Origin of the sequence: Mesorhizobium muleiense (assembly GCF_900099905.1) — a bacterium.
GTDB classification, from domain to species: Bacteria; Pseudomonadota; Alphaproteobacteria; order Rhizobiales; family Rhizobiaceae; genus Mesorhizobium; species Mesorhizobium muleiense.
Genome location: NZ_FNEE01000011.1, coordinates 166,849 through 185,883, shown reverse-complemented (window position 1 = coordinate 185,883; position 19,035 = coordinate 166,849). Strand labels below are relative to the sequence as shown.

14 protein-coding genes and 4 pseudogenes are annotated in these 19,035 nt (G+C 59.5%); 9 read left to right on the top strand and 9 right to left on the bottom strand.

The genetic code is table 11. The features are described 5' to 3' along the window. Positions 1-392: 392 nt before the first annotated feature. Positions 393-1,181: a MurR/RpiR family transcriptional regulator gene (locus tag BLT09_RS20025; RefSeq protein WP_164746656.1), complete on the bottom strand. Its 789-nt coding sequence runs from the start codon at positions 1,179-1,181 to the stop codon at positions 393-395. Positions 1,182-1,909: 728 nt separating this feature from the next. Between BLT09_RS20025 and BLT09_RS20020 the strand changes: the two genes are divergently transcribed. From BLT09_RS20020 to BLT09_RS34345, 3 genes are all read left to right on the top strand, one after another. Continuing rightward, positions 1,910-2,773, top strand: coding sequence for a sulfotransferase domain-containing protein (locus BLT09_RS20020; protein WP_126057760.1), 864 nt, complete (start codon positions 1,910-1,912; stop codon positions 2,771-2,773). A gap of 699 nt (positions 2,774-3,472) precedes the next feature. Continuing rightward, positions 3,473-4,363, top strand: a complete 891-nt coding sequence (locus BLT09_RS20015; RefSeq protein ID WP_236370657.1) for a DsbA family protein — start codon at positions 3,473-3,475, stop codon at positions 4,361-4,363. Positions 4,364-4,567: 204 nt separating this feature from the next. Next, positions 4,568-4,708: a hypothetical protein gene (locus BLT09_RS34345; protein ID WP_164746818.1), complete on the top strand. Its 141-nt coding sequence runs from the start codon at positions 4,568-4,570 to the stop codon at positions 4,706-4,708. A 399-nt stretch (positions 4,709-5,107) separates the two neighbouring features. On the opposite strand, the gene BLT09_RS20010 is transcribed toward BLT09_RS34345, so the two are convergent. Next, complete coding sequence (locus BLT09_RS20010; protein ID WP_236473684.1) at positions 5,108-6,301, bottom strand: TlpA disulfide reductase family protein; 1,194 nt, start codon at positions 6,299-6,301, stop codon at positions 5,108-5,110. A gap of 785 nt (positions 6,302-7,086) precedes the next feature. On the opposite strand from BLT09_RS20010, the gene BLT09_RS20000 reads away from it, so the two are divergent. Further along, positions 7,087-7,338, top strand: coding sequence for an integrase core domain-containing protein (locus BLT09_RS20000; RefSeq protein WP_091595878.1), 252 nt, complete (start codon positions 7,087-7,089; stop codon positions 7,336-7,338). Here BLT09_RS20000 and BLT09_RS36015 read toward each other — a convergent pair. The 7 genes and pseudogenes from BLT09_RS36015 to BLT09_RS19965 all read right to left on the bottom strand — a co-directional run. Continuing rightward, positions 7,335-8,742, bottom strand: a pseudogene (locus BLT09_RS36015) (NAD-dependent succinate-semialdehyde dehydrogenase). The gene BLT09_RS20000 and the pseudogene BLT09_RS36015 sit on opposite strands and share 4 nt — an antisense overlap. A 758-nt stretch (positions 8,743-9,500) precedes the next feature. After that, positions 9,501-9,998, bottom strand: coding sequence for a Fic family protein (locus BLT09_RS19990; protein WP_236473726.1), 498 nt, complete (start codon positions 9,996-9,998; stop codon positions 9,501-9,503). Between the two features lie 277 nt (positions 9,999-10,275). Continuing rightward, positions 10,276-12,114 carry a type II toxin-antitoxin system HipA family toxin gene (locus BLT09_RS19985; RefSeq protein ID WP_091595876.1) on the bottom strand — a complete coding sequence of 613 codons (1,839 nt, stop codon included), beginning with the start codon at positions 12,112-12,114 and terminating at the stop codon, positions 10,276-10,278. Between the two features lie 266 nt (positions 12,115-12,380). After that, a complete protein-coding gene (locus tag BLT09_RS19980; RefSeq protein ID WP_342028462.1) occupies positions 12,381-13,058 on the bottom strand; it encodes a M16 family metallopeptidase in 678 nt (225 codons plus the stop codon). 199 nt (positions 13,059-13,257) lie between these two features. Next, positions 13,258-13,589 (bottom strand): annotated as a pseudogene (locus tag BLT09_RS19975) (M16 family metallopeptidase); the annotation flags it as partial. Positions 13,590-13,649: 60 nt separating this feature from the next. Continuing rightward, positions 13,650-14,904: pseudogene (locus tag BLT09_RS19970) on the bottom strand (IS256 family transposase). A 108-nt stretch (positions 14,905-15,012) separates the two neighbouring features. Next, positions 15,013-15,745: pseudogene (locus tag BLT09_RS19965) on the bottom strand (KUP/HAK/KT family potassium transporter); the annotation flags it as partial. 40 nt (positions 15,746-15,785) lie between these two features. Here BLT09_RS19965 and BLT09_RS19960 point away from each other — a divergent pair. The 5 genes from BLT09_RS19960 to BLT09_RS35845 all read left to right on the top strand — a co-directional run bounded on the left by BLT09_RS19960 (position 15,786) and on the right by BLT09_RS35845 (position 18,219). Further along, positions 15,786-16,790 carry a magnesium transporter CorA family protein gene (locus tag BLT09_RS19960; protein WP_091595874.1) on the top strand — a complete coding sequence of 335 codons (1,005 nt, stop codon included), beginning with the start codon at positions 15,786-15,788 and terminating at the stop codon, positions 16,788-16,790. Positions 16,791-16,869: 79 nt separating this feature from the next. Continuing rightward, entirely contained in the window at positions 16,870-17,121 is a 252-nt protein-coding gene (locus BLT09_RS19955) for a DsbA family protein (RefSeq protein WP_236473686.1), read from the top strand. 136 nt (positions 17,122-17,257) lie between these two features. After that, positions 17,258-17,788, top strand: a complete 531-nt coding sequence (locus tag BLT09_RS35015) for a hypothetical protein (protein ID WP_236473727.1) — start codon at positions 17,258-17,260, stop codon at positions 17,786-17,788. Next, on the top strand, positions 17,722-17,874 hold the full coding sequence (locus tag BLT09_RS35850) for an omptin family outer membrane protease (protein ID WP_425284476.1): 153 nt from the start codon (positions 17,722-17,724) through the stop codon (positions 17,872-17,874). The genes BLT09_RS35015 and BLT09_RS35850 overlap by 67 nt, the downstream gene beginning before the upstream one ends. Positions 17,875-18,000: 126 nt before the next feature. Then, positions 18,001-18,219 (top strand): omptin family outer membrane protease, encoded by a 219-nt coding sequence (locus BLT09_RS35845; RefSeq protein WP_425284474.1) that lies wholly within the window; start codon positions 18,001-18,003, stop codon positions 18,217-18,219. Positions 18,220-19,035: the final 816 nt, after the last annotated feature.

The following is a 19,035-nucleotide window of genomic DNA, read 5'->3' as shown; positions in this document are numbered from 1 at the left end:
ATGCCCTCTCGAGGCCCTCCAGCGCCACTCAGTCGGCGAGCGCGCCGTCGAACCTTGCGCATGGACCGCCTAGGTCACGGAGTCGACCTGGTGCTGCAGCCTTGCCAACGACGAGGAACCTGCCTTGTCCTCCGGTTTGATCCCGGTGTAGTAGTTCGTCAGCTTCTCAATTGTTGAAGCTTCCCCTATGATCACCAAACACCCGCGCGCCGTGGCAAGAGGGTTGCTCGGTGAGTTCGTCGTTTCCATGTAACAAGCACGCAGTACGCACAGTCGAAAGTGCGGTTCAAGTTTATCGCTTCAATGGCTCGTGCACGCGAGCACGCGCGACGAAGACCGAGGTGGGATCCGGAAATAACCTCGGAACTGCCCGAATTGGCCTTGGTGGGGATTCAGACTTCCGCCATCTGCAGACACTGGCAAAGATATTCGCTCAGCAACACCAGAGGCGGCACGTGCATCGCCGACCCGGCCTGTGGCCAAGCCTCAGCCGAGGTAAACAATACCACCTCGTCCGCAGTCCGGGCGATCGGGCAGTCAACGCGGGTCGTAATGGCAATCGTGTATGCTCCGGTTTCGCGCGCAATAGCCAGAAAATCCTTGGTTTCCACAGTGTGGCCACGCGACGAAATGCCAATGGCGAGGCTCAACGAGCCAAGCCCTCGCGCGAGAGCGTGAGACACGGTGGCGGACCCCGAGCAATGTGCGGGGAAACCTAGGCAGATCAGTCGCATGGCCAGAATATCAGCGCAGACGGATGACGGCCCCGTGCCGAACAGTTCGACGCGTCGGGCCGCTCGGATGCGGTTGGCAAACCCACTAATTTGAAGGTCGTCAAAACCACGAGCGGACGCGGAAATTGAGTTTTGTAAAGCAGAACTGAGGATGGCGATCCGAGGAGCTGTGTCTACAGCTTCTGATGGCGCGCGTTCAGCCAGTTCGCCGCTCAACTTCCGCCGCTCAATTTCGCCGCTGAGCGCAATCTTAAACTCGCGAAATCCCGAGAGTCCCAAGGTTCGGCAAAATCTTACAATTGAAGCAGAACCGGTAGCGGTGTTGCGCGCAAGGTCGGCAATGGACAGCGCCAGAACAGCCTCGGGGTCTTGTGCAACATACAGAGCTATACGTGCGAGCGCATTCGGAGCCGTGTTAATTGCATCATAGATGATGTCTAGCAGCAATTTCTGTGTATGTCGGGGCTTCCGCATGTGTCTTAGTGTTCGTTCCAAGCTGGCAGTCGACCCGCGAAGGCCTAGCAAAGCCCTGCATATTCGAGTCTCGCTGACGGTTCACTGACGCAGATCATAGACAAGGTCGATATCGGATTCCGGCTGCCGCTCCGTTCGCGCCCATGTCTCGGCAGTCGGGGCAATGGACGCGAGGGCATGCGCTCGGCCGCTCGCGAGGCGGTCTTGCGAGTGGCCTCGTTTAACGACGTCTCCTGGCCCGATGCTGTCAATGGAGCTTACTTTACTGGCTGCGCATGCGCCGCGCAAACCGTGGTGTCCTCGTCGTCAGGGCAGTGGGGACGACTGCACGGCAACGCAAGCGGTGCCGTCTGGGAAAATATATTCATTAGTATATTGGCGACATAACCAATCTTACTTGCGTTCTTCTATGATTAGGTTCATCGTCCGATCGAAAACGGGGGCATGACAAGGTGACTACATCTCTAGGGAACGCCGACGTGGCGTTTGGTAAATAGCTCATCTCAGCAAGTTGGCCACGAGCTTGCCGATGCCACCCGTACTAGCGGTTCGTCTCGCGGCTAGCGCATGCGACGGGCTTTACTTCTCTGGTACGGCAACAGAGGGCGCGACTGCTTGGGGTCAAGCTGGTCAGGAACTTGTCCTGTCGCGCATTGGCTCCGGCTGTTTAAAAAAGCCGCTGCAACAGTGAGGAAACCACAATGTTTCACCCGCTTCCAGAAGAGCTGCGCGATATCGCGGGTCAACCCTTTCCACTTTATCCCTGCTCGAATGAATCTTGGTCAATCAAGCCGACGGCCGGCCGCTCAAGCTCGCGGGTTATGATATGTTCCATTCCGAAGGCGGGCACCCACCTATATGCCCGTCTGCTTGGACTGCTCGGGCTTGTACAGTCGGATGTGTTCTTTAATAAAGACTATCTTGGAGACTTCCGCTTTGTGGATGTCGAGCGAGCTCGCTTCACTCATTCCGAAAATATTCTATGGATACCGATCGAGATATCCTCGCGCTTTATTCAGCCCGGTCAGTTTGGCTATGGGCATCTACCGTGCGACATCGGCACTCGCCATTGTTTAGCGGATTTCAAGATCGTCTTTCTTTCGCGCGAAATGCGTGCGGCAATTGTGTCGCAGATGCGATATGTAGGTGACAGCGATTGGTGCCCGCCTGAGAGGGCTGAGATTACGTGGCGCAATGAGCCGGACGGACCTGACAAAATGCTGAAGTACTTCGATGAGATCGCGCCTTTCATTTTCAATGATCGCTGCCATCCAGTGGCACCGTGGGCGGATCAGGAGAATGTTCTTGGATTGAGCTATGAGCAGATCATAGGCGACCAAGGACGCGAAGTTCAGCTCGAGACCATTCGCAGAATTGTAGAGTTTTGCGAGATCGAGCGGCCGCCGCAGCCTGAGCTGATCTTAAACCAGCTAATCGGACAGCAGACCTTCACCCTGTCCAGCGGGCGAACTTCGTGGGAGGCTTGCTGGAATGCCGAGATCGAGGCGCGGTTTACCGCGCTGGGAGGGACGAGACTCAACGAGCGATTCGGATTTGGTTCGTAGATTTCAGGCTGTCGCAGAGCCCGGCGATGGCAGGTACGCTCGGAGCCGCTCGCCGGACGTTTATGCGAGCGATATTCTGGAAAGGCGCGCTGACCACTGCCCACCTGCCGCCCGCGCAATCACTTCCTGAAGTGCCGACATCGCGATTGGCGCGGGGCTTGCAAGGACCCTTGGTGCAACGTTCGACCGGAGCGCAGCGACGGGAGATGCCCGGGAGGGAGGAACCTGCCTCGATCCGGTTAGGAGACAAGAATTGTTGAATATAATCCCGCACACCGCAGCGCGAGTCCCGCGCGCCCTAAGCCCTCTTATCCCAGCTTTACGTGCAGGTGTTTGCTGCAGTCACGCTCAGCCATCGCACTCGGCCGCCTGAAGCCGCTCGGCGAACGGCGACCGCGGGGGCAGTTCGCACGCACACAGCGCCGCTCACGGATGGGTCGGCTGTTGGGCCCAGCCATCCCACCGCATCTCTTCGAATAGCACGAGCCCCTTGACCTCCCGTCATCCGCGAACAGCGGGTGAGGCATTAAAGCGGTGCCCCCTTTGACGTCAAAAGGCCAGCCGTTGCCGCCCTGCCGTTCACTGTTAATTGGAGCCTAACCATGCCTTACGCCAAAAGCCGGCCGTATCGCTCTTTCAGCCCTAGCCCTGCTTTTTTTCGGGCTGGCGACGCAATATGGTCCAGTTGCCAAAGACTACGTGCGCCAGCATGAAAACCATAGCCGGCTCGTCGCGTTTTGGCGGAAGCTCATTCCAGAGCGGCGCGACGCACTCTTAAACGACGCCGCTGCGCCAACTGCTGGCAACCCGAATGGCGACGTCCCTCTCGTCTTATTTTTGGACTACAACTGCCCGCGGTGCCGGGCGGAAGACCGTACAATCCAGCAAGCCCTCAAGCATGATCCCATGCTGAAGGTTGTCTACAAACATTGTCCGGGCAAGAGACCGGGTTCCAAATTTGCCGCACTGGCGGCGCTCGCCTCCAGCAAACAGGGAAAATATGAGGCGTTCCATCACGCCCTTATGGCTGCTCGCGGCCAGCTCAGCCAATTCGACATCTTGACTATCGCACGACACGTTGGCCTCGAGGTTGAGCAGCTCAAGCGGGACATGGAAGACCGCGCCATCGAAAACGTCCTCGAGCGCAATTGCGCGCTCGCCAAGGAGCTGTACATCAACGTCACGCCGGCGTTGGTTCTCGGCGACGAAGTGATTTCAGGTGTGCTCAAGATTCACACGCTGGAACGCTTCATCGCCAAAGAGCGGGAAGAAGCTAAGCGTCGTGCCGGATCACAACTTCGGCATTTTGACAGCGTGGCGGCCGGTGCGATCCCGTTCTTTGGCCACGAGTGCCGCTTCTCGCGCCGGGCCAAATCTCTTATATGGCCCGGCAACGCGGTGCTAGCGTGCAAAGTCCTGCATTCAGCTCGCTTTCCTCAACTTGGCCGAACGCGATCGCACAGCTCGGGATCTATTCAGCCGGTCCTGGTGTTTCCGTTCCGCCATCGGCGTCTTTCACCGAAGCCTCGCCAGAAGATAGGCGGGAGACGCGCCGACGCCTGCTTCAGATCGCGGCCGGCGCGACGATGATCGTCATGGGCTCTCGCCCCCCTGGGGTGATCGTACAAGTCCCGATTGTCAGAAGAATCTGTTGACGTGGACGCCTCGGCGCCAAGCTCGCGCCACCTGTCGACAGCGCGGCCCTTGGCGTGTTGGATAAAGCCGCAAAGCGGTTGCAAGAAATCCCGTTCGGATTGACGAAAATGACGGTGGCCGCACCCATGCACCTCGATCATGCCATTCAAGGCCGAGGCTCTGGTCGAGGTCACCTCATTGAGGATGACGGCGGCCGGAATTGCCTGGATCAAGCAGCCAACCGTGGTGCGCGACACCTCATTTATTGAATTGAGGGTGGCGCCGGTGTTCCGGCATTGAAGTCCTGATATCAATTGTGCGACAGGCTGCCTCATCGAACCGCTGGCGGAGGCAAGCGTGGGCTGCAGCACCAGATCACAGGCATGCCGCCAGCGAGGCCATCCCATGTGCTTAATGGCCATGCCGCCAAGATCGAATTCGCTACCCGCATGAAACCTTGGTGTGGTGGAGGTGTTGAGAGGCACCTGCGCCAGGCTGGCGAACGGTTAGAAGCGGGCAAAACCCGTAGCTCAGCTCATAGCCCGCCTAAACAAAGGCGGGCATCGTAGAAGGCCGCAGTCCTTCGGACTTAGGTCCAAAAGAGCGGCCCAGGTGATTTAGCAAGCCGGGCGGGGGTTTGCGCCGTTCGCATCAAGAGCTGTCCGCCCGGCCAATTCTGTCCCTCACATAAGCTGGCGGTCAGCCGCAAACGGTATACCAGCTGTCGAATCGGCCATTGTTTGGAGCCGCACACAGAGCGCCGTAACAAACCTTCTCACCCTTGAAGTAGGCCAGGAACTGCAGCAAATGCGATATTTCGTCCTGTTCATCTTGGTCCCGGATACGCTCCGGACCGCCCTGCGACTTCAGTGCCAGCTCGATCAACTCGATCGCCCGATCTTTGTTGCCGCTCTCGTGATAGTACAGGGCTGCCAAACGATAAGGCAGGAGCTTACGTTTGTCGCTTTCCGGGGGATTCAGTGCCAGGATGTGTTCGGACAGCTGTTTTCCCATCGCCAAGCGCTCAGCAGACGGAAAGTGCGAATGGTCAAGGTTCGGAAAGAAGAGCTCGTCTAACGCCGCAACCATCCAATTCTCGGAGTTTCTGTTGATCGCGTCGCGAACGAATTGGCGCATGACGGGCAAGCCGACCTGCATGTCCTTCATTTTGTGAAGCAACAGATTCACATGAGAACGGCGGAAACCGAGGTTGTCCGGCATCAAGGCGATGCCTTCTTCGATCGCCGAGAGCGCCGTCTTCCAATCCTTTTTCTCCACCGCCGCCCGATATCTGTCCTTGATCGGCTTCTTCAGCGCTTGTTCGCGCGCTATGGGTTCGCCTTCCGCGATCCGCTCCGCATCGGCGGATTTTGCCTGATCGCTGGTGCGCCAGCTGCCGTTAAGCACCTTCGGCAAGACCTCATCGAGTTCCGTCGGTTCACCAATAAAGGCGATGCAGCCGTCTCGGTCGACCACGAAACTGGTGGGAATCCAGAAAGAAAAGCTGGGCTCCAGCCAAAGCTTGTCCATTTCGCCTGTGGAGTCGAATGCGATCCGATAGTTCAGATTCGGGAACTTTTCCGTCAACCAAGCGTCCAACGTGCTTCGGGCCTCATCGGCCGTTGGAGCGCGTTCACTAGCCGCGACTCCTACGATCTCAACGCCGCTTTCCCTGTATTTCTCCTGCAGCTGCATCAGATGGGGCATCCCGTCCACACACGAACCGCACCAAGTTGCCCAAAATTCGACGATGTACACTTTGCCGGGCTCGAAGCTGGTGAGGGGCTCGCCACGCAGCCAGGTTTCCGCTTGAATCGAAGGAGCCGGGGACTCGATCTGCAACACCACGTTGTTCTCCAAAGCCGTTGTCAAAGGTTGTGAGATTTTCTGCACGAGCTTATTTCCCTCTCAGAGACGGCACACGGTTCAGGGGAGAGAACATCCTCGTCTGCTCCATTGCATACCGTCCTGCTGCAAGCGTTGCAAGGTCCATGCCAGCGGGCTCAGCGCGCAAGTGCATGAATATGCTTTGAAAACCCTCCGCAGTGCCCGGATGGCGGTTGGATTGAACCTGACAAGTTTCTGCCTTTGTCAGGTTTTGAACGCGCATTGCCCGTGTTTCGCGCCGCCAGAAAAGCGTGGCCCATCCGCACGATCCTGAAGCCCAAACCGTCGAACACGTGCGACACCGCCGCAATATGTCGTGCCATGCATCGATGCCAAGCGCCTCGGCGTTGAGCTCGCAGCACGCCAGAACATCATCGACGAGACGTTCAAGCTCGACCCGGGAACGGGAAAACGGCCCGAGGTTTGGCCTTGGTCGGGACGGCCGAACGGCAATATCGCCGAGAGGGAAAGACGCAGAAGAAGATCATCACACCCGGCGAGCCGAAAGTGTCGGCAAGCCATCGCAGAAGGCAGCAAACATGCAGGCCCAGACGTATCGCTGGGCGATCTGAGGGAGTGGCATACGTTGCGCGCCTGGTGCAGAAATTGCTCGCATCATGCCGAAGTAAGGTCGGCCGCGCTAATCCGCCGGTATGGCAAAGGCGCACTATTCAGCACGGTCGAGGGCACTTGGTTGCCCGGGAATTGAACCGGCTCATCACTGGTCAGTGATAATGCCAGCCAGTTCATCTCGAACGCCATCCTCTCCTGCGCGGATCAGAACCGGTCGAATGGCATTCCATGCGCATGGCAAGCATCGCTATCGCCTGTGGCGCGCCGACTGCAACACCGCGCGGCCGCACTCCCAAATCGCCTGGCAGACACCGGCCAAGTTCGCCACCACCTTCAATCCGCGACGGTCGCTCGCGCTGCGCTATGCGAAAGGCTCCGCGCCAGCCCCCGTCGCTTCATCCGCCCAGCAGCGCACAACCCACGCCGGAAACGAACCCAAAACTGGAGAAACTCGGGGCGACGTCATTTAGATTCCACCCATGCAGAGGTACTTCATTTCGAGGTAGTCTTCGAGCCCGTGGCGGGAACCCTCCCGCCCGATGCCGGACTGCTTCATGCCGCCAAAGGGCGCCGCTTCCGAAGACATACGCCCCGTATTGATGCCAATCATGCCATATTCCAATGCCTCGGCCACGCGCCAGACACGCCTCAGGTTCGAGGCATGGAAAGGTGGCGAGCCCGTAAATCGTGTCGTTTGCCTCACAGACAACCTGATCCGCATCGTGGAAGCGGATGATCGGCGCCAACGGCCCGAAAGTCTCCTCTTGCGCAACCGCCATGATGCTGGAGATCTCGGTGAAGGCTGTGGGTTGAAAACGTTCGGCCCCGCATCGAATTATCCCACCCTTAGCAACGGCATCTGCGATGTGGGACTCGATCTTGGCCAAAGCATGCATGTCGATGAGTGGTCAGACGTCCACTCCCGGAGCGAAGCCGTCGCCAACCGATAAGTGCCGGACTTTCTCCACGAACTTCTCGACGAACTCATCGTGAACGCTCGATTGGACGTAAAGCCGGTTCGATGAAAACGCAAGTCTGGCCGGCATTGCGGAACTTCGCCTGGATCGCCCCGTCAACGGCAGCGTCAATATCCGCGTCGTCGAAGACGATGAAGGGCGCATTGCCGCCGAGCTCGAGGCTGACCTTCTTGATCTAGTCCGAGCACTGGCGCATGAGCAGTCGGCCAACCTCGGTGGAGCCTGTAAAGCTGATGTTTCGGACCTTGGCATTGGAGCAGAGTTCGCGGCCCCACGCGATCACCTTCGGACGCATAGACCAGGTTGACAACGCCGTCAGGAAAGCCGGCTTGCTGCGCGAGGGCAAACATTGCACCTGCCACGAGCGGCGTCTGTTCAGCAGGTTTGAGCACGATCGCGCAGCCCGCCGCCAGGGCCGGCGAGATCTTGCGCGCCACCATCGACGCTGGGAAATTCCATGGCGTAATCGTGCCGACGACACCGATCTGCTGATTGATCACCATCATCCGACGGTCTGTAGACGGTGCGGAGATCGTCTCGCCATAGATGCGATTGGCTTCTTCGGCGTACCATTGCAGATACGCGGCCGCATGCGAAACCTCCGACTTGGCTTCGGCAAACGGCTTGCCCATTTCCGCAGTCAGAATCGCGGCGAGATCGCCTGCATGGCGATGATCAGCTGATGCCATCGCCAAAGAAGGTCGCTGCGCTCTCGGGCGGTCAGCGCCGCCCATCCAGGCTGCGCGACATAGGCCTCGTCTACCGCAGCCCGTGTCTCCTCCACGCCCATGTCGGACGTCCTGCCAGCACTTCGCCGCTCGACGGGTTGAGGACCACAAATGACCGCTCGCGAACTGACGTGCCAAGTGCCGGCAGGCGATGGACGGCGCCAAACAGGTCCGGGGATTTCAGTGGCGGATCATCGGCAGGCACAGGGGCAAACCGGGTTCCTCTCAAAGGCAGCTGATATGTATAATCGGCAGAGCCTCGGCGTGTACTCCGCACCTGCGGGTCCTTATAGGGCCTCGGCCATACGGCTGGTAGACCATCCACTCAACTTGAAAGGGAGAATTCTTGAACGCTTCTGGTCGATGGCTTGCGGTTCTCATCAGGTGCAAACTGAACAATGGACATCGGCTTCCCGACCGCGCGTACCGGCCATCGGTCCGAATAGCAGCAGTGCAGCCAAATGCCTTTTTTGAGCATCATCGGATTGAAATTGCTTTCAAAAGTCCTCGATCTTGCCGCCCCCCATCGCGAGCGCCACAAACGGGCGTGGAAAATCAAAAGGGACCACAATCGAGAATCAGCACGGTGATGCCTTCTTTGCGACCGTAGGCACGCAGATCATCTGCCAGCTGGGCTCGGGACCGTGCAGGTCGCGCCCCAAAAAACGAGAAGGGGGGTCGTTGTGGTGGAAGAGGTCGGGGATTTTCGAAAGAGCGTCGTTTACGGCGGGTCGTCCCTGTAGAGCATTCCCCTCGAATGCGACCGCCTTCAAAGGAGGACTTGCCATCGACGCCACGCTGATAACCGCTGCTGGCAAGCTGGAACTCAATACCGGTTAATTGCACTGAGGGCGGCGGCAACCACCCCTCGAAAACTTTTTGCCCGGGGGCTTAAGCTCGGAAAGAGTGTTCCTTATCATATTGTGTTCAAAGTAAATGGACGTGGTGCGTTTCGTGGGTTGAATCACATAAAGTAGTCTGTGTTAACGTCTGCCAAACCACGTTCCCTTGCCGGTTCCATGTTGGGGCTAGATGGTTTATTTCGACCAGGGTTGCCACATGTTTTTTGACGGTGTTCCGGTTTGCACCGGTCAGGTTGACGATCTCGCCAATGGTCATTCGCCCGCGCTCCTTGAGGGCTTCAACTAGTTGAAGGGAGAATTCCGGAAGCGTACCGAGCACGAGACGCTCGCGCTCGATTTTCTTCTCAAGCCGCTGCTTTTGCTGCTGAAGAGCGCGCAGGAAATAAACAGCCCAGCGCTGCCAATTAGGCCTCGGACTGCGGATCGTTTTTTGAGTTTGCCGAAGCGCCAGATAGTAGCCCTCCTTGCTGTTCTCGATCACGCTTTCGAGCGAAGAGTAAGGCACATAAGCATAGCCACTGCGCATCAGCAGAAGCGTCGTCAGAACGCGATAGCCTTCCATTGCCGTCCTGGAATGGATGGATCTCCAAAAAGACCACCGTGAACATTGCCACGACGAGCAGAGATCTCGACCGCATCGACTGCGCCAGCCGACGCCCGGAGGGATTGTGCAGACGATCGAGCGGTTACGTCGCCGGCGCTAGAAAATAGGCCCTCCACTGAGCATCTATCATTAGCCTGAACTTTCGAGCCCTTGCCAAGCTTTGTCGGGGCGGTCTCGCCCATCACGGCTGGGAAGTGCGGTCCATGGAAACCGGCGTATCAGTTAGATCGATCATCTATGCAAACCCTTCGATGCGTTCGTGGACAATCGCGCGCATTTGCTCCGCCATCTTCGCGCCTTGAGAGCCGTCTGATAGAGGCGGCGGCAATTCGAGGTGGTTGAGCGCGCGTGAGAGGGCTGCAACAAGATCGTCGATGCTGGTATCCGCATCGGCTGCCTTGAGGCCAGCCGTGCTCGCGAAAGCCTTGAAGTCGGCGCGCCGCAGACGATCGTCCTTGCCGTTCAGCTTGAGGGCCATCCGGTCTTTTTCGAGGCGTGGAAACACGCGAGTCGTGACCGCGTCGTAGAGCGGAGCCATGCGAACTGAGCTGAATTGCGTGCTGCCGGGCTCTGCGATTTCCAGCAGTGCCATGTTCTTCAGGTGCATGTCGCCATCGGCGATCAGCCAGGCGAATAAGGATCGCTTCAGGACAAGCAGGACGTCTTCTTCGGGAGAGGTCGATAGCGGCCTTAGTGCCCGCGCGATGCGCTCCATCGTGCCGTCGTATTTTGCTTCGGTGGGCACGCCAAGTACCGAGCAGAAGTCCTCAAGCGCGAGCAGGTGTTTGTCCTCGAGGCTCGTTCTGATATCGAACCGCTCCACGAGTAGCGCCGGAGGCATCCCGTCAGGCATCGGGACGAGCGCTGTCGCGGGCGTCTTGAAACCGGCCGCGCTGCCCAAAGCGAGCGACTGCCATTCGATAACTGGCAGGGCCTCAAATCCGCCCGTACCCGCAGGTTTGAGAATGTGGGTAAAAGGCCGGCCGATACTGGGAGAGAGGGTGCCATCCGCACTGAGGAACATAGGCGCTTTGATCTGAACACCCGAAAGGCGAGGCGTATCAGTACGCTCGAATATCTGCGCGAGATTGCGTTCGAAACTCTGCTCCAGGTCGCCGCGACCCGGCCCTGCATACTGGCCAGTGAAGACAGTGTTTCTAGTGAAGCCATTGAGCCGGGTTAACAGGATGTCGGGCGGCAGGGCGGAGAGATCGCTCGCACGCTCGACGATGGTGATGTTGGACATGTAGCGTTTGCCCGAGCGTAGCGTCGCGCGCTCGTCGCGGTCGTTCAACACTGACTCAAGCCAGCCTTCAGGCAGCAGCGACAGAATGAAAGGAGGGAGCTTGCCCGGCGTGGTCTGGCGAACAAGTGGCGGGCCCTGATCGTCTGCATTCCAGCGCCACTCAAAACCATCATGTGTGAGATTTCCGAGCGGAGCGCCGTGCCACGCCACGATCAGATCGAGCGCGGCTCCGTTGCGTGCCGGTTCTGTGGTCAGTGGAGGGCGGAGGAAAAAGCGCTCGGCGTGCTCGCCCTCGCGATACCACTGGTTCGCGCGGGCAAGCGCCCATGTCGCGTCGGCAGCGCCCTGGGCGCTGCCGTATTGTTCTATGAGGCGGTTCGCGATTGCCTCGCGCATCGTCTCGCCGATGGATGCCGCGTGTTCGCTGCGCAGGCGGAAAGCTTCGAGGAAGCGCTGGCGCATCGAGGAGACGTCGATCCGGAATTCTCCCATTCCATCATCGACAATCGCTTGAGCGACTGATGGGTGGTCGGGAGCTGCGTTCTGAATGATTTCCAGCAAGCGCAAGCGCCTGCGCTGTATTCGTCGCCCGCTCAGGAACAGGCGGCCATCCCGGGTCGGGCCGAGAAGCACAGCGCTCGCCGCCGAGAGGTAAGCGTTCGGATACAGGTATTTGGCGATGCGGACGGCGTGCTTGAGTATCGTGGCCTCGATATCCTCCCCGGCATCGACATAGATGCCGCGCATTAGCTGGACGAGCTTGCCCGTTTCAGCCTGATAGTGGCTGCGGGTTTTATCGATGTTTTCCCCAACGAGGTGAAGGGCCATTTTCTAACTTTCCCGTATCTGAGATACGGGAAAGCTAGCATAATCCGCTTCATATTCAAGAGTTTCTAACTTTCCCGTATTTGGCATACGGAATGTTAGAATACTTTCTCGGAACGACGGCGTTCTCGGGTCGGGAATCGAACCACGGGAGAGAACCTGGTCTGCGAGGGCGAGCAGGCAGAACTCAAGGCGTTCATTCTGCCACACCATAGTCGGATCAGCCACACGTAGGTCGGCGAGTCCTTCAGCTATTGTAGAGCGTGGGATTATTCGCTGTCACGGGCCAACGCCCATAATCGCGGGCTCGGCCGAAAGCAGCTTCTTCGCCGCCGCCCTGCCTGCTCGAGGATCACCTGCTCGATGAGGGCCGGGCGGCGCTGGATGTAGTCTATGCCGAGTTTGTCGAGCTGCAACCCGACAAGCGTGGCGGAAATCGGCCTGGAGGAACCCAGATTGTCGATAGCATAGGCGCCGATCAGATACTTCTTGCTCGCTTCGAGTTCGGCCGCTGTTGGGCCTGTGTCCACCAGCTCCTTGATTAGTTGTCTTATCAGGTCGAGCGTCTCGGCCGCCCTGTCGGCGCGCGTCGACGTCGTCACGACAAGCATGTTGGGCTGGTAGTCTTCCAAGCTGGACGAGACACCGTAGGCAAGGCCGCGCTTTTCGCGCACTTCCTGGAACAGACGTGAGGTAAATCGTGAGCCTCCGACTATATCGTTCATCAGCTGTCCCGCGTAGAATTCCGGGTCGTTGCGTCCCATGGCGGGAAAAGCCAGCTGGAGCGAAGTCTGGGGGAGGGCGTTGCGACCTGCGTCCGCTCGCCGCTTCGGGGTGACATCAGGTACGGGGGCGAGCGCCTGTTTCTGAGGCAAATCGCCGAACAGCTGGTCGAGCCTTGCTCTCAGGGCTTTGGCATCTATGTCGCCTACGACCGCCACATGCAGCCCGTCGCGGGCGAAAGCGGCTTTGTGGAAGGCGCTTAGATCGGCGGGCGTTACGCTGGTCAGGCTCCCTTGGGCGGTCTCGAATACGGATGCGTGCCGTAGAGTCCGCGCCGCCAGGCCAGCTCGGGGATCGCGTGAGGTTCGCGCTCATCGGCAATGATTTCGGAGAGAAGCTGGGCGCGTATGCGGTCGAAAACTGCTGGTATAGCCGGCTGCGGGTCCCGCCGCCGAGGATGTCGGCCAGCAGTCGAGCGCCTCGGCCTCGCCGGGTGCGGCCGTATGATAGGACGGCACCATCCATTGCGTGGAAAAGCGCGGCACCGAATTGCGCACGCCGGTCAGCGTCACCGTGCGCTTGGCGTTTTGCTCCGGCTCGACTGGGCGGATGCGGGTTAGACCAGGAGCCGTCGGCACGGTTCCCTACGTCTTATCGGCCAGCGCCTTGACCGTTTCCGGCTCGACATCGCCGGCCACCACCAGGACGGCGTTGCTGGGCGTGTAATATTTGTCATAGAAGGCTCTGGAGTCGGTGCCGTAGCGGATCGTGTTGGAATTTGGCGGAGCAGCCTCCGGCAAATTGAGGTTATCGGTTCATGCGGCGAGGTCAATCTGCTGATCGAGTGGCTTGGCGGGGAGCGTGTGCCATCCGTCGATTTTTCGCATCGAGATTTCGCCGGACGCAATCAACGCCCAGAACAACATTGCCGCGGTTTCGGCCGAAGGCAGCACGGTCTGGGTCTTGATGCGCCGCTTGAACTCTTCATGCAGACGCTCAATCGCGTTTGTAGTTCTGGTGCGCTTTTCCACTGGCTCGGCGGCAGGCGCGTGAAGGCGAAGAGGCGCTCACCGGCCTCCTCCAGGCTGTCGGCCACCGCCCGGCACTTGAGCCGCCATTTGCGCAGGAACGCCTTGCGGCGGCTCTCGATCTCCTCCGGCGTGGCCGCGTAGATCATGTCGGTGTAATCGGCGCTGATCTCCTTGTGCAGGCGCTCGGGAGCGTGGGCGAGCAGGTTGCGGTGCTTGTGAACCGTGCATCTTTGAACCGGCACCCCGTCCCACAGCCCAGCGATCGCCCCGTCCAAGCCGGGTGCGCCGTCGACGATGAGGAACTCAGGGCGGCGGAGGCCGCGTGCGACGAGATCGTCGAGGATCGCCCGCCAGGCCTCGGTCGTCTCGCCGCCCATGTTCTTGACCGCGAGCAGGATCTTGTGGCCGTCCGCGCGCACGCCGATGACAACGAGCAGCGGGATCGAGGTCGCCTTGCGGTCGAGCCTGACACGAACCACCGTCCCGTCGAGGATCAGGCGCACGATCGGGCTCGTCGGCCAGCGAGCGACCCTTCCAGGCGTCCCAGTCCGTCTTCACCTTGCGCCAGGTGCGGCTGACGACGTCCTTGCCGATCGCGCCGCCGAACAAGGCGGCAAGCGCACGACGGACGCGTCGCGTGTTCGTGCCCGCCAGGTAGCTCGACGCGATCAGTGCGTCGGCGGCCTTCGTGCGCCGCTGATAGGCGCGCAGAGCCTTGCTCCTCCATTCCACCGTCTTGTCCTCGTCGACATCGAGGCGCGCCCGCGGAACCGTGATCTCAGTGGTGCCGAAGATCCCCGTCAGCGTGCGCGTCCGGCTGCCGTGGCGGTGGCCGGCGACACCGGTGGTCTCATCACTGGCGCGCCGCCGGCTGCCGGCCATAACGGGGACGGGCAAGCACCGCTTCCAACTCGGTCTCGAGCATCGTCTCGATGAAGCCGCGCACCCGCTCGCGCAGGCCAGCTTCGATCGGATCAAACCAGTTGTCGAAAAGATAGCTCGTCGCCTCATCCCCCGGATGAACGGCTTCGGCTTTCATGGTAGTCCTTGTCATGGCGTAGTCTCCTGTCCGGCACCGCAAGGCCGGATGATTCGAGGTTGACACCCCGGAGACTACGCCAACTCACAATTCCAACCACTCCCGCGACGGCACCTTGGCAGTCATCTGCTCGGCAACCAAATCGAGCGGGACTTCGCTCTTGCGGGACTTCTCGAAGAGGAGGCGGGTTCCGCGAACCCAAGTCATCACGACCACACGCCGGCGACAAGGATTGAGACCCAGCCGCCGTCGAGCACTTTCATGATATTCGCCGAGAAGAAGCCGACATCGACCACCCGAAGACGAGCGCAAGGCCGAGCGCCGGGAGGAGCGTCCACCTCCAGATACGCCTCATCACGACGTGGAGCAGGATTGTCGTCACAACCATTTCGCCCGTGACCGATATGCCATAGGCTGACGGGAGGGCGCTGGACTCACCAAAGCCGATGACCGCAACATGACCGACCATGCGAGCAGCAGGTTGACGCGCGGCAGGTATATCTGCCCGAATTGCATTTCGGATGTATGCCGGATTTCGAAGCGCGGAAGCATGTTGAGTTGGACGGCCTGTCGCACAAGTGAATAAGCGCCGGAATCACGACCTGGCTGGCGATCACAGTTGCCGCCGTAGCCATCACCACCATCGGCACCAACGTCCAGCCGTGGTCATCTCGAAGAATGGATGTCAGATCGTCCCGCCTCGGGAAAGAACGAACGCGCCCTGCCCGAAATAGCTAAGCAGCAGGCACGGAAATGCGATCGCCAGCCAAGCCAGCACAATCGGCCGGCGGCCAAAATGACCGAGATCAGTGTAGAGCGCTTCAGCCCCGGTTACGGAAAGGCTCCGCGGGCGGCATACTGCCTTGCCGAAGGGGCCATAAATGCTGCGCATCTACACGGGCCAGAACGGCCATCTGACAGCAATTGACGGCTTGCCGGAGGCCGAAGCTCTCGGTGCTCTCTGGCTCGACCTCCTCAACCCGACTGTTGAGGAAGTGAAGCTTGTTAAGGCGCATCTGGCCATTGATATCCCGACGCGCGACGAGATGGCGGAAATCGAGTTGTCGGACCGTCTTTATCATGAAGACGGCGCCGAGTTCATGACGATCACCGCGGTCGCGAATATCGAGGGCGAGGACCCTGTCAAAGCGCCGGTTACCTTCGTTATCAAGGGCCAGACGCTCGTCACTGTCCGCCACGCCGAACCGAAGCCGTTCTTGATCTATGCGGCGAAAGCACAGCGTACTAGCGGCCCTCCCTGCACGTCCGGCGAATTGGTGATGCTGGGTCTGATCGAAGCGATCATCGACCGCGCGGCCGACACGCTTGAGCGCATCGGCGACGAGATTGATGCACTCTCACGCGAAATTTTTCGCAACACGTCTCCGAGCGCCTCGAAGAAAACACGCAACCTTCAATCCCTTGTCGAGCGAATCGGCCGGAAGGGTGAGCTGCTGACGAAAATTCAGGAGAGTCTCGTGAGCATCGCGCGGCTCGTCTCCTACCATAGCGCGAGTGACTCGACCAGCTGGGCAGTCGCGTCGTCCGGTCGCAAGTTGCAGAAGGAAATCCGGCAACGTATCAAGCTCGTCCAGCGCGATGCCACGTTCCTCAGCGACCATGCGACCTTCCTGTCCAACAAGATCAACTTCCTGCTGGACGCGACGCTGGGTCTCATCAATCTGGAGCAGAACCAGATCATCAAGATTTTCTCGGTCGCTGCCGTCGTGTTTTTGCCGCCGACGCTGGTTGCCTCGATCTACGGCATGAACTTCGATGCCATGCCCGAGCTAAAATGGCTTCTGGGCTATCCTTTTGCGCTGGGTCTGATGGTGCTCTCCGCCGTGGTTCCGTATCTCTTTTTCAAGCGGCGCGGTTGGCTGTGAAAGGAAATAGGCTGGTTCGGGGCGCTTACTGAAAGTCCCACGTCCCGGAGCGGTCGCGCAGCTCAGCGAATTCGACATCTTGACTATCGCACGACACGTTGGCCTCGAGGTTGAGCAGCTCAAGCGGGACATGGAAGACCGCGCCATCGAAAACGTCCTCGAGCGCAATTGCGCGCTCGCCAAGGAGCTGTACATCAACGTCACGCCGGCGTTGGTTCTCGGCGGCGAAGTGATTTCAGGTGTGCTCAAGATTCACACGCTGGAACGCTTCATCGCCAAAGAGCGGGAAGAAGCTAAGCGTCGTGCCGGATCACCAACTTCGGCATTTTGACAGCGTGGCGGCCGGTGCGATCCCGTTCTCTGGCCACGAGTGCCGCCTCTCGCGTCGGGCCAAATCTCTTATATGGCCCGGCAACGCGGTAGTGGGCGGACCAAGCCGTTCTATGCAGCGCACCAGACAAAGGGCAATGACCAAAGCCGTCCCGGACATCGCATCGGAGTTCAACGTCTTTGCACCAATGCCCAGCAATGGTCGCCGCGACAAACAACGCCTGCGAACGGGCGCTGTGAGCCGCCATCGTTCAACGAAAGATCACCAACGGATGTCCCGAGGAGGCCCCATGAATCGCTGCACATCAGCATTTGCAATTCTTGCTTTCGGCACGTTCTGCACATCGTCGACCATCGCCATGGCGGCGCATTCGACCACCTATTCAGCGCCCGACAAGAGCGTCGTGTTTCTTGGTGGCGTTGGCTACACCTGGCTAAAGGGCAACGAGCTTTTCTACGACGAAGTGGGCAATCGTATCAGCAAATTGATCTGGGAAACCGGCGCGCCGGTTCTGACCACCGGGCTAAAGGCCGAGGTCTGGAAGAACTGGACCATCTCAGCCAACGGCGTATTGCCGGACAGGATTGGTCGGATCAGTCAATCCACCCCGACACCCGCCTTGACCGCTACATCAACCTTGACATGGCAGCAGGCCCAGACTTCGTGATCAACGATGCCACGGTTATCAACCTTCATGGTGGCTTCAAATACACCAACATGAAGTGGAAGGCCTATGGCGGTTCGTACATATAGAGTGGGGACGGCTTCGGCTTTCGCGAGGATCGCGGCAAGTTCCCGGACGGCGAACCGGTCATCGATTACGAACAGCGCTATTTCGGCCTGTTCCTTGGCGCGAAAGCGACCACGACGCTCGGGAACTTGACGCTCTCGGGTCTGCTCCGCAGCGGCTTCACCGTTGATGCAAGCGCTGTTGACCATCACTGGCTGCGCGAGGAGGGGCGCGGCCTGCGATTTGAGGACGACTTCTTCACGGTGCCGTTCATCTCGGCCGGCGCCAAGATCGATTATCAGATGACCGACCGCGCCAGCGTCTTCCTGGCCGGCAATGTCGACAAATATTTTCGCAACAAAGGCTAGAAAACGGCCTACAGCATCGCGACCGGCGAACAAGGAGCCCACAAGGATAGCGCTGGCATGGACTTCTATGCCTTGACCCTGTCGGCCGGCTTCAAGCTGACGTTTTAAGCGCAGTCGTTTCTGACGCTGAGCACGTAAGACCATGCGTGCATTAAGGACGCACAATGCCTCTGCGCGCAATCCATTCAATCGCGGCTATCCAAGCGGCGCCGACGTTGGCCAGGATCTCAGGATTGTCCGGGCGGTCCGCCAGGCCTGGTATGGCCGGCGTGGAGGTGTTGTCCGCCGGTCATCCCGTCGATTTTAAGGTCCCGACGGCCGTCTGGCACCGGTGCGCGAGCCGCCAGAAAAGCGTGGCCTTCCGCGCGATCCCGAAGCCACAAACCGTGAGAACCCGTGCGACACCGCCGCATCACGTCGTGTCGTGCATCGATGCCAAGCGGCTCGGCGTTGAGCTCGCCGCACGCCAGAATAAACTTGGCGCTCCTCAAGATTGCAGAGTCAGGCTAGTGGGTTGCGTCCCGCGGCGTCGTCTCCCAGCGTCAACCGGATCGTCTCGGCAATCTCCTCATCGGGCGCGCCGGGACGCGGTTCATCGTAAAGGCTATCGAGCCGCTGTTCGGCAAAGCGCCGACGCAATGTGCCCACTGTGTTGGGCGTTGCACCAAGGCGTAAGGCAATTTCCTTGTTCTACATCCTCTCGCTGGCCAGCAGCACTATCCGCGCCCGTCGCGGCAGGCCTTGCGCCGTGCCTCGACGCCGGACCAGACTTTCCAGTTCACTCCGCTCTGCTGCGGAGCCAGCGCCTTGAGCAGC

Excerpts from the sequence above, each read along its gene's own strand:
- BLT09_RS20020 (WP_126057760.1), top strand. The coding sequence starts at position 1,910 with ATGTTTCACCCGCTTCCAGAAGAGCTGCGCGATATCGCGGGTCAACCC.
- BLT09_RS34345 (WP_164746818.1), top strand. The coding sequence starts at position 4,568 with ATGCCATTCAAGGCCGAGGCTCTGGTCGAGGTCACCTCATTGAGGATG.
- BLT09_RS20000 (WP_091595878.1), top strand. The coding sequence starts at position 7,087 with ATGGCATTCCATGCGCATGGCAAGCATCGCTATCGCCTGTGGCGCGCC.
- BLT09_RS19990 (WP_236473726.1), bottom strand. The coding sequence starts at position 9,998 with ATGGAAGGCTATCGCGTTCTGACGACGCTTCTGCTGATGCGCAGTGGC.
- BLT09_RS19985 (WP_091595876.1), bottom strand. The coding sequence starts at position 12,114 with ATGGCCCTTCACCTCGTTGGGGAAAACATCGATAAAACCCGCAGCCAC.
- BLT09_RS19960 (WP_091595874.1), top strand. The coding sequence starts at position 15,786 with ATGCTGCGCATCTACACGGGCCAGAACGGCCATCTGACAGCAATTGAC.
- BLT09_RS35015 (WP_236473727.1), top strand. The coding sequence starts at position 17,258 with ATGACCAAAGCCGTCCCGGACATCGCATCGGAGTTCAACGTCTTTGCA.